Below are 15,773 nucleotides of genomic sequence, written 5' to 3'. Positions count from 1 at the left end.
TTTCTTTATTGAAGAATACCGTAACCTGAAATACTTGGATCATTGACGAAATAGGTCCTTCTAGCTACTTTGTTGGCAGTATTCCCTTCGATGGTCTGAATGATATTTCCATCTGAAAACTCTACGATTCCCACATGATCTTTTCCTGTACCACCTCCATTCCAATCAAAGAAAATCAAATCACCTGGTTGTGGATGATAGTTCTCTGAAGCTTTCTTATAGTTTCCCTTTTCTGTTAACCAGTTGATCATTTCTAAACAGTTAGCAGACTTGATTATTTTTTCTTGATTGAGATAACCTACTTGATCTGCTACCCAGCTTACAAAGATCGCACACCATTCTACTCTTCCTTCAAATCCATACCATTGCCAGTATTTCTCACCTTGAATCGTGCCAATCTCGTTGATTGCGGCCTCAAGGAAATCTGAGTTTTCGAACCATAGATAGTTAGTTACTATAGGTACATAGAACATATTTCCGTAAGCATATCGCCATGAAAATCCATGTGCTAAAGCTACTGGATGGGTATAACGAACGGTTTGTCTATTGCTTTTTTCTCTTGCATATAACTCTGCATGAAAGAAGCTATATTGCTTATTGGTATTTGCTAACCAATTTAAAAAGTCTTCTCCGTAGTTATAGGCTTGAAGTGCCGCACGGTCATCCAGATGTAATTCTCTCGCTTTACTTAATAATTGGGCAAAATAGTGGGTGCCTCGATCAATTGATAGTTCTGGATCATCGATCGTATTAGGAGACAAACCTTGTGACTCACTGGCCTGCATGATGTCAGGGAATCTTTCTGCATCACCACCTGATTCTACTTGGATGATTGCCAAGATCATGTTGACATACTCTGGAATCCCATACTTTTCACAGGCTTCTCGAACAAGATGTTCCCATTGTAAAATCATTTGTCCAGGATTTTTAAGACTTCCTGAGATCGATCTTGAAGAATTATGTGTAAACCCTTCTATCTCAGATGGATATTGAAATTCCAGATCAAAAATATAAGCAGATGGATAAATGTGTCTGTTTGGCCAGAATGTTCGACGTTCAATGACTTCAACCTTCAAATTCCCGGTCGTTTCTCCAACTAGGGTATCGGCATCTACCCATTCTCCATTTCTCACTCGGACATTTTTTAATGGAGACAAAACAACTCTTTTACTCAAAGAAGTATTGATAGTTACATAATCATTCCCAGCAGCATGAACTCTTCCTGATCCAGAATTATCGATCCCATAGACAGGGGTACCAGGCTGAGCCAACAGCTCAATGTGGTTATGTCTATTTCTGTCATCTGATCCACGATAGCCATATTTTTGAACAACGATGGCATCTTGATTCATACCAAAAGGACTTTGCAAAAACAATTTATTTTCAAATCGGTCCAATTCCTGAATTGGTCCGAATTTATCTAGTTCTTCCTCCGACATCGTGTCTGAATTTTCATCAATGAATTGACTGATTGTTTTGATTTCAATATTGATCAATGCCACTTTTATCGTGCGATGGGTTGGACGATCTTCTTCATTATAAGGGGGAACGTGTCGGTCCCCAGTCGGGCCTTCATTCGTTTGATTTGCTTCAGATTCTTCTTCCAGCTCCTCTGGGTCTTCTTCAGGCTCGTGATCTTCATTTAGATCATCAATTTCTTCTAGTTCCTTGTCTCCTTCTATATAAGCAGGCTTTTCTTCTGGTTCCACATTTTCTTCTAAATCATCAGATTCTTCAGGTTCTTCTTCTAGTTCCTCATCTTCTTCTGAATCATCAGGGTCTTCCGATTCATCCTCTTCTGGATTAGGCTCATCAGGATAAATGATTGGTACTTCTCTTGTTTCGATTTCTGTCGTGTAATTAAAGGTATACCCATGGATTCCTTCTACTTCTCCACGAACTCTAGTTGCACCAAAGATATTGCTACTCGCTGAAATACGTTTACTGATGTTATAATCTTCATATTTTGCATTCAGGTAATAGAGGTACGTATCTGCATCAGAGCTATAGATAAAATTGTTATCTGGTCTTGCAACACCATTTACAACAAAATAAACTTCTTCAATTTCAGAATTTTCTGAAAAATCTTCAAAAACCCGTTGTACTTCTTTGTTCTTTCTGGCATCCAAAAGTGTGATATGCTCATATGCCTCTGCTAATGCCATATCTTCCGTTTTTATAGTAAATATACTAGCGATAAAATTAAAGATGGCGATAATAACGACGATGACGACGATGACGACCGCCAAGATCATCATTACTTTGACAGACAACAACATGAGGATTAGTTTGAGAATAATAAATAAGACTAAAAGCACTCCAAGAATATTTAATTCGCCATCTTTGTTCCTGCCAACTGTGTCTATGGCTGTTTGTGCCAGATTTTTTTTTAGTTTGGGTTTGAATTTTTTTTTCGATGGAATTTTTGTTTGCTTTTTTAATCGTTTGATTTTGTTGGAGTTACTTAATACTTGATGTTTACGTTCAAGTTTGTCTTTGATGCCGAATAGTTTCTCTTCAAGCTTCTTAGTTCTGGTCTGTTTAGTCGCAGTAAGTGTATTCTTTATTCCAGCTAGATTGAGAATATTTTTGTCAAGCTTTTCTTGTTTCTTATGATAAAATTTTTTTGATCCTAGTTTTTGTTTATTGATTTTATCAGTAGAAAGCTGACTTCGCTGATTCGTCCCTATATTATTGGATGAAGTTTGTCTCTTTTTTATTCCTAAAAGCGCATGATCGATTTCTTTAGGTGAGCGATGTTTATTCTTTATGAAATAGGCCTTTTCTCTAGTGGTACTATGTTTTTTATTTCTGTTTATTTTGTTTAACTTTTTTTTATTTGTCATAAGATAGCGCTTTTTAAAACCACTGTCGTTTGTTTTTGTGCTTGTTACGCCTTTATTTAATGGATCTTTTCTTGACTGGCTCTTCACCATATGTTGTTTGAAATCAACGATATTTCTGTTTTTCAGCTGTAAGTTGCCTCTTTTTTTTCTTGCTAATTGTTGTTGACGTTTTTTTAATCGGAGGCGCTTCTTCAATGCTTTCTTTTTTTGCTCTTTCGTACTGACACGGTTCAATTTGATTGATAACAAATCTTGCGGCTTGTTGTTTTCTTGTTTATTCCCGTCATATGTTTCACTCATAATCTTGCTTTGTCTTTACCTCTTCACCAGGTTTAGTTGTCATAATTTGATAGAGACTTGTTTCTTTAGGAAGTCGGTCTTCAAATGGGATGATCGTGTCCCCAAACACCATCAATCCAGTACCTTCACTTCCATTCAATACATACTTTTCCTGCTCTTCCGATATATCGAATAAACGAGTCAACTCTGAGCGGTCAGATTTTGCTTGATTGAACATAACAACGAAGTCACTATTTGAAAGCATTCTTCTAGCTAGATCCGAAAGCAATAACGTCTCTACATTTTGGGTGATCCCCGTCGGTATAGCGCCCCACTTTCTTGCCCTACTCCACAATTCAAAGAAATAATTTTCTGAGTATTCATTTGTAAAGAGTAACTGTAATTCATCAATATATAACCATGTACGAATTCCTGATTCTCGATTCAACGTGATTCGGTTCCAAATTTGATCTAACACAACTAACATTCCAAACGGCTTGAGTTGTTTTCCTAAATCTTTGATGTCAAAAATAATCAAACGTTTATTCAGATCCACATTTGTTTTTTTAGAAAATAGTGCTAGACTACCTTCTGTGTAAAGTTCTAATTCAATCGCCAATTGCTTTGCTTCTTCTTCTGGCTGTACATTTAGCGCCATATAAAACTCTTTTAATGTCGGTAACTGCGTCTGTTCTTGGTAAATTTTTCGGCATACTCGGTCGATGATTGTTTTTTGTTGGGAAGATAATCCTAAAATACCTCCAGTGATCAGCTCACAAAGTGAAATCAAAAACTGGGTTTTTAAAGCGATTGGGTCTGCATCATCGCCATAGTTACTATTGATATCCATTGGATTGATGCAGGTGTTTGAATTACCAGCCAATCGAACCATTTGGCCATCAAATTCTGAACAAATATGCTGATATTCTGATTCAGGATCAATGACGATCACTTCATCTTCAGCGTTTCTTAATAAAACATTGACAATTTCCCGTTTGACAGAAAAACTCTTACCTGATCCTGGTGTACCTAAGACAAACCCATTGGGCGCCATTAGTTTTTTCCGATCAAGAATCGTCAGATTTTTTGTCACAGAATTGATCCCATAATAATTTCCATTCTCATGGAGCATTTCAGCGATCGAAAATGGCATCAACGCCGAAACTGCAGAAGTTGCCAATAAGCGATTTAAAGGAATATGATTTTTTCCTATTGGTAACACTGTATTTAAAGCAAACTTCTGTAAATAGGCTAATCCAATGATCGTACAGCCAAATCTTCGGCCTACCGACTTGATTTTACTTGCAATTTTATTTAACTTTTCCTGATTATCTGCATAGAAATTGATCAATACGGTCACTTCAAATAGTTTCTGACTTTTGCTTTGTAATGAATCTAAAAGCTCTTTTGCTTCATCCATGGAATAAGATAAGTCATACGGTAGCATGTCATAATCGTACCCACTATTTAAGGCTTTTCGCTGTTCATCCACTTTTTGCTGATCCATATACGCCATTTTAGTCTTTACTAAGTCGAAACTGTTTGCCATTGGTATTGGTTTGCAACTAACCGTAAGAGTGATTTCTTCATCGATTTCCATAAGGCCTGTCAAACATTCATCTGATAGTTCAGCCGGATAGCCATCCAAATAGAGCGTCTGATTTAGTTTGTCATCCACCTTGATCAAGCGCTTATCAGATTTAAGCTCGATTCGCTTTGGTAGCAATTCGTGATTCTCATTGTTTAATATTTGACCAATCAATTTTTTGCGTTCTTCTCCTTTTAAAATATGGATCGTCGAGCCAATTTTTCGAGCGAATAGATCCACTTGATCGGCAACCAAGAATAACTCTCTTTCAGCAAATGACTGATTCTCGTGTTTTTGAGTAAAGGTGATAAAAATTTTCTTTTCAAACGCATTTTTCTTTTCGTTGATCTTCAACTTTAAATAGTCATTCATTTCTTGGCGGTATTTATCATCATATCGTTCATTTTTTTCTTTAAAAAGCACATGGTTCAATTCTTCAACTGTTTTTTTCTTTTTTACTAACGTGACTTTGTAATCTATGGAAGCATCTAAAGAATTTAGAAACTCACAATATTTAATGAATATCTGCATACGTTGTTCTTCGGAACAAAGCTGATAACTGATATCGTCAATATTGATCGTTAGAGAGTATTCTTTCTCAGCAATTAAACAAATACCGTTATCGTAGATTTCTTCAAAAAGTAAAAAAGATTTTTTTTCTTCTTGCGTATTTTTCTTATTCTTGTTTTGTCTGAAGTTCACCTTCATTAAATTGGGGCCGATCAGATTCTTCATACACAACTACTCCTTGATCAAAATGGTAAATAAAAAAGTATTTCAAATAGCGTTCAAAAGGCAGTCCCTCTTTTTTTAGCCACCCAAAAGCGACGATTGGCATTGAAACGAGAATCATCAGCCAACTGATCACGTCCATGGAGTAACCAAAAAAGCGAACAAAGACAAAACTGATCACGATATTAATCAGTACCGCGACGGAAAGAAACCCTAGTTGTCTGACACTCATACCTGCTACGATCCGCTCTTTATATTCACGTACATCTTTATGGACTTTGACTTCAATTGCCATTACTTTTATTCCTTTCTATGAGGCGGATACAATCATTTTCGCCCATCCTTTTGTCTTATTTATTGCAAACATCAAAGCAATCATGTAAATCGTCAAACCAAAAATCAGCGACCACATGCCACTCCTATGACTATTTAAGAAATTCACAAAAATCAAAGGATAAATGGTCAATACTAATGCGATCATTACAGCATGTAAGGAGGAAGCTGCAAAATTCTTGAAAAATCCTTTTGCCATCGATGAAAATTCTTGGTGGGGTAATGCCGCCATCGAAATAGGAGCAATCGCACTAAATATATATAATTCAAAAAATCTTATATAGACAATGACATTGATAAAGACCCCTACCACTAAAGAAACTAAAAATAGAACAACAAAAATCATTAATACGACCATTACTTCCCACCACGAAAGACTTCTTACTGCTGAATCGACTACATTGCGATAAGAACTTAAAAAATCATCTCTATTTAGGGCCATTATTTGCCCTGCTAACATCGCCCCTAATGCGACAATGGCATCGAGAATCACTTGGATTCTTAAGATGACAATATAACAAATAATAAATTTTACAAATGCTTTCATGATCATTTCAAATCCCAAAGTTGGAGCACCACCTGCATTCTCAACTTTTAAAGAAATTTTTTGAAATTCAAATAAGATGAATATCGCTAGTATTGAAAATGCAACTGGAGCTATAATCGTTTGTTGGATGATTCCTGCTACTCGATAGGCATCTGCCATGTAATCTTGCAAACCACGGCTTAAGGTTTCTGCAATATTGTCCCCATTTAAATATTCCATCATTCGATCAAATAGCATCATTATCGCTGAGCGCACTGATTAACCTTCTTTCTATAAAAAATTTTTTACCTACTTAAAAGTGAGCCGACATCAAATGCGGTCACGAACCAAACTGCGGCAACTAAAATCAATGCACCGCCGACGACTTGCCAGATCCCTTGTTGTAGCTGTGGTCCATTTTTATCTTTTAATGCTCCGGCTAAGATAACAGTTCCCCAAATAATCCATAATCCTCCGCCAACCATCGTAAATCTTGAAATCAAGTTAAATACATCCTGTAATAATTGTTGGTTATTGTTCATTTCTATTTATTCTCCTCTTCATTTTCTGGTGATTGATTTCGTTCGTACCAATTCTTTGGAGTCACATCTCCGAGTTTTTTATAATTTTTATGTTTCGTAATATCATATTTTTCTGAGATAAACGGAACTATTCCACGAATCTTCAAAATCGCTTTTGTTCCACTAAGATTCGCCACTTCATCTACATCTAATAAATTCCGACCCATTTTTTGATAATTTTCACTGTAGTTCCCATTACTACCTTTGGTGATGCTAACGTTCTTGTGCTGGATCGTTTTCTTTCCTAGTAATTTAGAGATATACTCATGGGTGCTTAACTCCATTCCACCTAAATAAAGAAAAACGTCACTGGTCCCGATGATTGTTTCCCAAGTATCTTTGTACAAATTTTTAAGCTGACTAATGTTTTGTAAGATCACATTGACTGATATCTCACGACTTCGAATCACTGAAATCACTTTTTCAAAGTCTGGAATCTGTCCTATATTGGCAAATTCATCTAAGACACATCGCACATGATGTGGTAGACGACCTTTGTAGACATTGTCTGCTTTGTAAACTAAGCTATCGAATAATTGTTGGTACAGCATACTTGCTAAGAAATTGAAACTTGTATCTGTATCTGATAATAAAATATAGATAATCGTTTTCTTGTCCCCAACCGTGTCTAATGCTAACGTATCTTTACTCACGATTTTTTTGATATTCGGAATATCAAAAGGTGATAATCGTACTCCTAAGCTGACTAAAATACTTTTTGCGGTGCGATCCCCCGCTAATTTGAAAATTTTGTATTGCGCGACTGCAAAGTTGGTAGGATCTTTTTCTTCAAGTTCATTGAAAATCACATCTAGTGGGGAAACATAATCTGGCACATCCTCTGGACAGTTTGCTAAGCGGACCATTTCAACGACATTCGTCAATGTTTGATCTTCTTCATCAACTTCTTGCAAAAGATAACTGAATGTAGCCATCAATAAGGCTGTCTCAGCTTTCTCCCAAAAATCATCGCCACCCTTTTTTTCTGGATCTGAAGTGTTTTTGATCAAGTTGTTGACGACTTTTAAAATATCGTCTTCAGTACGGATGTAAGTAAAAGGATTATAGTAGTCTGTATTTTCCCGCGTGATCAAGTCAAAAACCTTGATTTCATATCCGGCCTCTTTAAACATCGTTGCTGTTTCGCTTAACAAGAGTCCTTTAGAATCACTGACGACATAGGAAGAATGTAGTTGCATCAAATTAGGTTTTACATAGAACCTTGTTTTCCCTGATCCAGCTCCTCCTACTACGATAACATTCTTATTCCGATTAAAGTTATTAGACTTAGTGATCTTCATACGACCAGACATAGACAGCGATTCACTTTTTGTGAGAATGATATTGTTGTCTTTTTTTTTATCCATCATCGGCTTTATGTCTTTTTTGTTGCCCCATCTGGCACTTCCGTATTCAAACTCTGTATGTTTCGGCATGCCTGAGTGATACAAGATACCAAGAGCAAGCCCCCCCACGATTGTAAATGTACCAATGATACTTGCTATACTATAGCTAAAATCAAACTCAAAGCGACTAACTTCTAGTCCCAATTGGTCGATTGTGCGAACCAAGACTTGTGCGATATCTTCTGTCTGTTGTCGGAAATTCTCGTAAATTAGGATGGTCCGATTTGCCGTATACGCGAATACAAGAAATAAAAATAGTAAAAGTAATTTATAATACCAAGTCTTTGAGTTTTTCAACTTGTCCTCCTAAACGACATAAGTTATCTTTTTTATTATCTAAAATCCGTAACAAGCAAATCTGAAACGACGTCCATCGTTCGATCAATATCTGCTTTTTCTGGTAGATAAAACATTTTGGTTTTATCCCCAACTTGATACGGAAATGGTAGAATATTTGTCACTAAGATATCTACATCAAGTGGATTTTCAATGGTTTCCAATTGTTCCTGGTACATGATACTTGCTCTGGTGTGTAGATATCTTTCAATAATTTCATTTAATGCAAAATCCGTTAAAAATCCTCGTTTCAATGCAACAACAACTGTACTTAAAACTTCACATGCCTTGTTCGTATATAAGAAAAGTAATAAGTCAGAAGTAAATGACGAAGCACATCTTTTTTGAAGGAAATTCTTTTGGATCGCTTTATTTTTTTTGATGACTGTATTCATTTCTTTATATAGTCGCCGGTTGATTGAATCAATCAACATCGCCGATTCTTCATCGTTATATGAAAAATCAATTTCAAGTTCCTGTTTGATTTTCTCTTGAAATAAAAAGCAATTGACAATTGAATACAGTTGCTCATTATCAACTTGGATCCGATTCCCGAGAACACTCTTGAGATCTAAAACTAAATGTTTGACTGTCTCGGAAAAACCAAAGTATTCTGCAAATCCTTTATTGTGTTTTTCTATCTCTGTGTAATAACATTCATGTAAATGGATCATACAAGCTATAAAACAACATTCTTCAAAAATGACTTCTTTAGAATAGGTCTTGAAACAATCTAATTGAATAAATTCAACGAATAATTGATTCGTTAAGGGATTGTTTCTAAACCAATCTAACAATCGCGACTGGATATATAATTTATCTTTTCCAAACCGGATAAAAGTTAAAGCAAGTATTTTCTTTGTGATTGATTGGGAAACATCCGAACATAACGCCAAAACGATTTTGGTTATTTCTTCCATTTCATTTTTATAGGGGCAATAATCTTCGATCTCTAGATAAGCTGATTTAATGTAAAGATCAATAAACAGTTTTCTGATTCTGATCTCCTTCCCTAAAAATTCAACCGGTGAAAGTTTTAAATTCAAACCATATTGATGGCAGATTTTCTTTAGCTTTCGCATTTTTTGGATCACTGTTTTCTCACAGTAATGTAATTCCCAGCTCCAATCGATCACCTGCTTCAGTTCACCTGTAAGGATACTTGTTGTCACTTTTACTAAGTCTTCATTCATGTAATAAGATTTTTTTTTCTCGAATAATTTAAAATGGTTCAATACAAACATGCTGACCCCTTTATAGGAAGTCAATATTTCAATTGTGTCGGAAAATTCATCTTGAATCGTTTTTAAATCATTGGTAATCGTTCTTCTAGTTACTTTGAGACTTTTTGCAAGATATTGAACGGTCACATTTTTTCTTCTTTCTAAAGTATTCAAGATAAATACGACACGTTTTTTGTAATCATTCGATATTAATCGTTCAAGAATCTCTTCCACTTACCTTCCCCCTTTCACATAACAACTTCACTATAAACAATCTGTTTTTTTATTTCGAGGTATTGTATTTCCCGACTTAGAGAAAAAAAATTCTTTAGAAGACGAAGTTTTTTTAAAGTTTTTTTATAGATTTCAGATTCGAGAGATAACAATAAAAAAGAGACTATACAAATTGTATAGCCTCTTTAAGGCGTAATTAATAACACTAACCCACTATTTTTATTTATCTACAATAAATGGCCCTCTGAGATTTTAAGCTTTCTATAAAAAAGTTATTCTATTGGAATCCTAAATTAATTCAAAAGACTAAAAGACTTTTAAAAGTTATTTAATTCTAAATAAACTAGCGGCACTATCTGGCGCCCAAGATGGGTCCCCATAATTATCATGAGTAACTAGTGTCGTATAAAGTTTTCCCTCATGAAAAATAATTTCATCCTTAGTATATCTCACAGGATTAAACAAACTTCCTAACTCAAATTGACGATGTTCACTTGGTGGTGCAATTTCATTTGTTTTTGTTGAAATCACTAAGCGATTGCTTGCCTCTGATCGAATAGAATCATTGCTCACTGCTTTGATCGTATACGTATACTGAGCCCCCGCATTCAACCCAGTATCTAGATAAGTGGTATTTGCAGTTTTACCAACTAATTGGCCATCTCTATAGATTTCATATGTTTTGATTCCTGCAGAGTGGCTCGAAGGATTCCACATCAATGAGATTGAGTTCATCGTTTCCCCCATTGAATGTAAGTTACCTGGTCTTGTTGGCACTTCTACTTCGTTATCTGCTAACGTTGTTACCTGAAGCGCATCACTTTTTTCAGATACTTGTCCGGTAAACGATACTGCTTCGATTTCGTACTTATACGTGGTATTTGCTGTTAATTGATTATCTTGATAGTTGTTCGCAGAAGTTGTAGTAATCAGTTGACCATCACGATACACATTGTATTTTTCAACAGCTGCTTGTGCATCCCAAGAAAGTGAGACTGACTGTTTTGTCGTATTCACTGCTCTGACATTCGTTGGTTTATTTGGTACGACTGGTATTGCTCCATTACTCTTGATATTCGCATCAATCACATTGTAAAAAGCATTCGCAGTATCACTAATATCCCAAATTGCTAAAATAACGTGATACCCCATTCGGTCTTCTGGAATATTGACTGTGTGCGTTGCGCTAATATTCGCAGAAGATTGTCCGCCACCATCGATTTCCGATAATAACTCTAGATCCTCTCTCGCAAGTGGTTTGTTTTGATCCCAACCATTTTTCGTGATGTAGTAATGATATTTCGCGGTCCGGTGATTTGCCGTAAAATGCCAAGTGAAATTATTAGGACCAGTACTGATATCTTGCTTTGTCCATAAAGTTGCTGTTTGTTGATCTAACTCAAAACCTAATGCACCATTTGCAGAAGCAATTCGTCCATCCGCTGGTCCTGCTGCTGGGAAGCCTTTCAATGCTTCTAAAGATTGTGGCTCATTGATCACTGCCCCATATTTCTGAAATGCTGCAGTCCAGTTGGTGCGAGCATCTAATGACCCTTGGTATCCTCGACTAATTGGTTCCCTTACATACCCATGTGCAGAAACATCTTTTGTCGCACCAAAAATTATTCCTCCTAGACTTAAAACCAAAACAACACTACCCAATAATCTTTTTTTCATATCATACCTTCCTTCCAATATTTTTTTGTTACATTATTTTTATAACATAATAACTTATTTAAAAATAGCACGCTTTTATTGTTCAATCAATCACAAATTAACATATAAAATAAATAAAAACCTTTATAAATAAGTGTTTATTTATTGTGAAAATAAAAACTATTATTCATTTATTGTTCATTTAAACCAAGAGATGATAAACAGATTTAGCAAATAACTTCGATTTGTCATATCTGATTATGTTATTTAGTCAATCGGTGGTCAAAATTTGTACGTATTTACGATGACTTTATTAAAATACGATCCCAACCTCGTCCATGAATCCTTATCTGAGATATGCTTAAAATAAAATAAATCTTTATCTTCGTATCCATGGGTATCCGAAATAACGATATCAGCATGATCATACGATTCTACGATTTTTATTCGTTTATTATTGTAGTAATGAGTAATAACATTTTCGACTATATTTTTAGATTCTGGAAGGTTAAAAAATTCCACATAAACTTTATGTTCAGATTTAAGACTGTTGGAGGCCAAGCTTCCTAAGATGACTTGCACAAAACTATTTTTGATGTGATGGTAAGAAGGATCATTTTGGTAAGATTTTAAGTTTTTATCGATGCAACGCTCTATATAGGCTCCATAACGATTTGTTGGTAATGCATCATGATATATAGGCATAAATTTATATAATTCCAAATGATGGATAGTGACTAATTTGTTTGTCAAATAATAGAGTAGTTGGTAAAAAATCGTTTCTGGTATATGAAAGTAATCAATCATGCACGTGAGTAATTTTTTACATTTGGTGACGATTGAATTCTTCTTTAGCTCCCCTAGCTTTCTTCCCAGTTCTTCTTTTTCTTCTTTCTTATTTAAATCTTGTGCAAAATAGTTGGATAGAAAGGCGAAATGGATACATTCATTTCGTGCATTTGTGCCATCTATCATCTTTTTGACAGTCAGCTTTTCTAAACACGCATCCATCTCCTCCTTATAGACTGTTTCTCCCAGCTCCACGAGTTCTGAGGATAGATCCTGGATTTGGTACCCATTTTTCAATGATATCAAACTAACCGCTAATAAATAGTTGATACGCTTTTTCCCTAGCGGAGATAAATTTTGGTAATGATCAAAGTTGATGGATAAGCGTAAGTTGATTACTTCTTCTTGTGTAATCGTTTTGAACAACCAATAGTTTCCTTTTGAAATGACTGCAATTCCCAGATAATGCAACATACGTATAGTAGATTCACTACCTGTTAACTCAATCAATGTTTCATTGACCTTCATCAATCGAATATCAATTTTTAGTAATTGAAACAATTCTTTCAACTTTCCTAAAAGTTTGTATACATGTGACTCACTATAGATTAGATATTTTGCGATATCTGAAACACTGAATTTCCTTTTTTCCAACACATATAACAATGTCTGATACAAATTTGACTCTGCAAAATATCTTTCTTGAAAAATATTGATCAATTCGAGATATTCCGTATCGGTTAGTTGTGGCATACAGCGCAATTCATCTTTATCTAGAATCAAAGAGGTGTGCGTTTTTTTTGAAATTTCACTTTCATCATACTCTCTCATCAAATTTTGAAGTATCTTCCTTGCTTGTCTTTTTGTTAGATCCATTTCATCTTCCAGCTTTTTTATTGAGACTGCTCCATGTTTCATTTCTTTTAATACCTTCATTTGTAAAAATTGTGTTTTTGTAATGAATAATAATATTAATTTATCTGGCAGCATATTTATTTTCTCCTCAATCTATAGTTGAAATGTAAAAATTCAAATAGTATAACATCACCTCAATCTTTTTCTGTCATTTTTAAATAGCAAAAATATTCTTACTATTTAGAAAACAAAAGATACTTGTTGTTTTATAGTAATTATTTGACATGAAAACAGAGTAAAATTTCGTTCTCTTTAAAGATAACCTAAAATAACTATTATAAAAATACAAGTACAATCTAATATTAGAATATTTATGCGTAAAATTCCAATAATTATATTCTTGAATTTATTTTATACCAATAAATTTAAAAGAAATTTATTGATTTTTTACATACGATACCTAGCAAAAAAAACTGAAGAACCAATGAGTTACCTCGTTTGATCCTCCAATTGTTTTACAAATATTGCTTAAAATCATTTCAGTTGGTGCCTATAATTTATTTCGATGATTTGTTTGACTACCCTACATTATGTATCACTCTTACATGGTGGAAGCGTTAGAAGATCAAGCAGGATAGTCAGCCATTTTTGTTGATTTAGCCATACATCTTTTTCTTATCCGAATGGCACACTTGAGTGATGTAACTGGATTTTCAAGTCGCCATCCTCATCCATGATATAACCAAATGTGTATTCAACTTTGACTTCTTGGTTGGTCTCCCCTGAAGTAAAGTAATATACACCTGAAGAAATCGCTGTATCACCGTTCAAGATCGTATCGTGATTATCAAAGCGGATATCTGTCCAAGGCTCTAAGGCAAATCCACCATCTTCTGCGATGTCCCCACCAACAAAATAAGATAGTGCTTCATCTTTTGTTCCACGAAATGGTACTTCCGCAGCTTTCGTTGGTTTGAAGAGCACTTGACCGTCATCGTATGCATATAGATTTTCCAGTGTCTCAAGCGCTTTTTCTTCGGCTTTTTCGTCACTTTCCAAACTAGCTTCACCAATCGCAATAATATTCTCTGCCCATTCTTGTTGTGCTTCTTCTACATCCGAAAGAGTAATGACCGGTGTTTCCTTCTGTGTCTCATTTGTTGTACTAGTTGAGTCTTCTCCTTGGGCAGATGTAGCGCATCCAGCCATCGTTAAAACTAAAGTTGATAAAAGCAATGTTTTTTTAATCATATAATTCCTCCTCTATAATTAAATTCTAACAGAAAACTCTTTTATTTAAAACTAAAAATATAACATACTTAAAACAAAATAAATAAATTAAATGTGTTATAATTGCCTAATTTAAACATACATATTTTATAAAAACATCATAATAAAATAACTGATTTATTTTATTATCCTGATAATCCTTTATTATTTATTTTGTCGAAATAATTCTCGTTTGTATCATTCAGCAAATTTGCTCGTAATGTTATAAACAATTATTTATTCTTTTACTCTCATGTGTTTTTCTCAACATTTTTTTCTTTACAAAAAAAAGTGGGATTTTCCTCCGCTCACATATTCAAAAATCGAATAAATGGCAAGAATAAAAGTAACTAATTCAGAAATAAGGCACCATCCACAAAAATTGGACGAACAATTTTCGTGGATGGTGCCTTATTGATTGAGGCTAAACACTTCTGTCATGACCTCTTCTTTCTTATTTTAAGTGTTTGTTTGCAGGATTTTTCATTCGCATTTTGCCATCCTGGCACATATCCAGTAAAGGACATACTTCACAGCGGGGACTTCTAGCAGTACAGTGATACCGTCCAAAGAAAATCAATGTATGATGCGTTTTTACCCATAAATTTTCCGGCACCTTTTTCATCAATGTTTGTTCAACTTCTTGTACTGACGCATCCAATTTACAGATTCTTAGTCGTTTCGTCACACGTTCTACGTGAGTATCAACTGCTATAGCTGGCACCCCAAATGCATCCCCAAGCACCACATTTGCTGTTTTTCTACCCACACCAGATAATGAGACCAACTCTTCTCTTGTCTGAGGGACCTGTCCTTCAAAATGATCAATCAGCTGTTGCGCACATGCTTTAATGTTTTTCGCTTTATTCCGATACAATCCAATTGTTTTTATTTTAGGAATGATCTCTTCTAGTGGGGCTTTAGCTAACGCCTCAGGAGTTGGAAAAGCCTGAAATAGAGCAGGTGTTGCCTTATTGACCGAAACATCTGTAGCTTGTGCACTTAAAATGACGGCAATCAATAATTCATAAGGATTCTTATGTTGTAATTCTCCATGCGCTTCTGGAAACATCTCATACATTTTCTCAAAAGCTTCCATTGTACGTTGTTTACCTAACAT

The 15,773-nt window shown here is 34.9% G+C and carries 11 protein-coding genes; all 11 read right to left on the bottom strand.

What is annotated here, in order from left to right:
* Positions 1 to 5 precede the first annotated feature (5 nt).
* Complete coding sequence (locus IGJ95_RS06590) at positions 6 to 3,146, bottom strand: lysozyme family protein (RefSeq protein ID WP_438761581.1); 3,141 nt, start codon at positions 3,144 to 3,146, stop codon at positions 6 to 8.
* On the bottom strand, positions 3,139 to 5,448 hold the full coding sequence (locus IGJ95_RS06585) for a VirB4-like conjugal transfer ATPase, CD1110 family (protein WP_077151368.1): 2,310 nt from the start codon (positions 5,446 to 5,448) through the stop codon (positions 3,139 to 3,141). The genes IGJ95_RS06590 and IGJ95_RS06585 overlap by 8 nt, the downstream gene beginning before the upstream one ends.
* A complete protein-coding gene (locus IGJ95_RS06580; protein WP_010735552.1) occupies positions 5,390 to 5,740 on the bottom strand; it encodes a PrgI family protein in 351 nt (116 codons plus the stop codon). Before IGJ95_RS06580 ends, IGJ95_RS06585 begins: the two co-directional genes overlap by 59 nt.
* A gap of 15 nt (positions 5,741 to 5,755) precedes the next feature.
* Positions 5,756 to 6,580: a hypothetical protein gene (locus IGJ95_RS06575; RefSeq protein WP_062805304.1), complete on the bottom strand. Its 825-nt coding sequence runs from the start codon at positions 6,578 to 6,580 to the stop codon at positions 5,756 to 5,758.
* Between the two features lie 29 nt (positions 6,581 to 6,609).
* On the bottom strand, positions 6,610 to 6,846 hold the full coding sequence (locus tag IGJ95_RS06570; protein ID WP_010735554.1) for a hypothetical protein: 237 nt from the start codon (positions 6,844 to 6,846) through the stop codon (positions 6,610 to 6,612).
* Between the two features lie 2 nt (positions 6,847 to 6,848).
* Positions 6,849 to 8,588, bottom strand: a complete 1,740-nt coding sequence (locus tag IGJ95_RS06565) for a VirD4-like conjugal transfer protein, CD1115 family (protein ID WP_371740662.1) — start codon at positions 8,586 to 8,588, stop codon at positions 6,849 to 6,851.
* Between the two features lie 35 nt (positions 8,589 to 8,623).
* The gene (locus tag IGJ95_RS06560; RefSeq protein ID WP_096081506.1) at positions 8,624 to 10,084 is read right to left on the bottom strand and encodes an HTH domain-containing protein; all 1,461 of its coding nucleotides are present in this window, start codon (positions 10,082 to 10,084) and stop codon (positions 8,624 to 8,626) included.
* A 324-nt stretch (positions 10,085 to 10,408) separates the two neighbouring features.
* Positions 10,409 to 11,761 (bottom strand): lytic polysaccharide monooxygenase, encoded by a 1,353-nt coding sequence (locus IGJ95_RS06555; protein WP_137072376.1) that lies wholly within the window; start codon positions 11,759 to 11,761, stop codon positions 10,409 to 10,411.
* Positions 11,762 to 12,022: 261 nt separating this feature from the next.
* Complete coding sequence (locus IGJ95_RS06550; protein WP_153829877.1) at positions 12,023 to 13,519, bottom strand: helix-turn-helix domain-containing protein; 1,497 nt, start codon at positions 13,517 to 13,519, stop codon at positions 12,023 to 12,025.
* A gap of 540 nt (positions 13,520 to 14,059) precedes the next feature.
* Positions 14,060 to 14,635 (bottom strand): hypothetical protein, encoded by a 576-nt coding sequence (locus tag IGJ95_RS06545; RefSeq protein WP_010735561.1) that lies wholly within the window; start codon positions 14,633 to 14,635, stop codon positions 14,060 to 14,062.
* 472 nt (positions 14,636 to 15,107) lie between these two features.
* Positions 15,108 to 15,773 (bottom strand): endonuclease III, encoded by a 666-nt coding sequence (nth, locus tag IGJ95_RS06540; RefSeq protein WP_153829878.1) that lies wholly within the window; start codon positions 15,771 to 15,773, stop codon positions 15,108 to 15,110.

The organism is Enterococcus sp. AZ156 (genome assembly GCF_051714165.1).
Taxonomy (GTDB): domain Bacteria; phylum Bacillota; class Bacilli; order Lactobacillales; family Enterococcaceae; genus Enterococcus_B; species Enterococcus_B pernyi.
The sequence above is the reverse complement of the archived record's forward strand: the minus strand, read 5'-3'. Positions and strand labels throughout refer to the sequence as shown.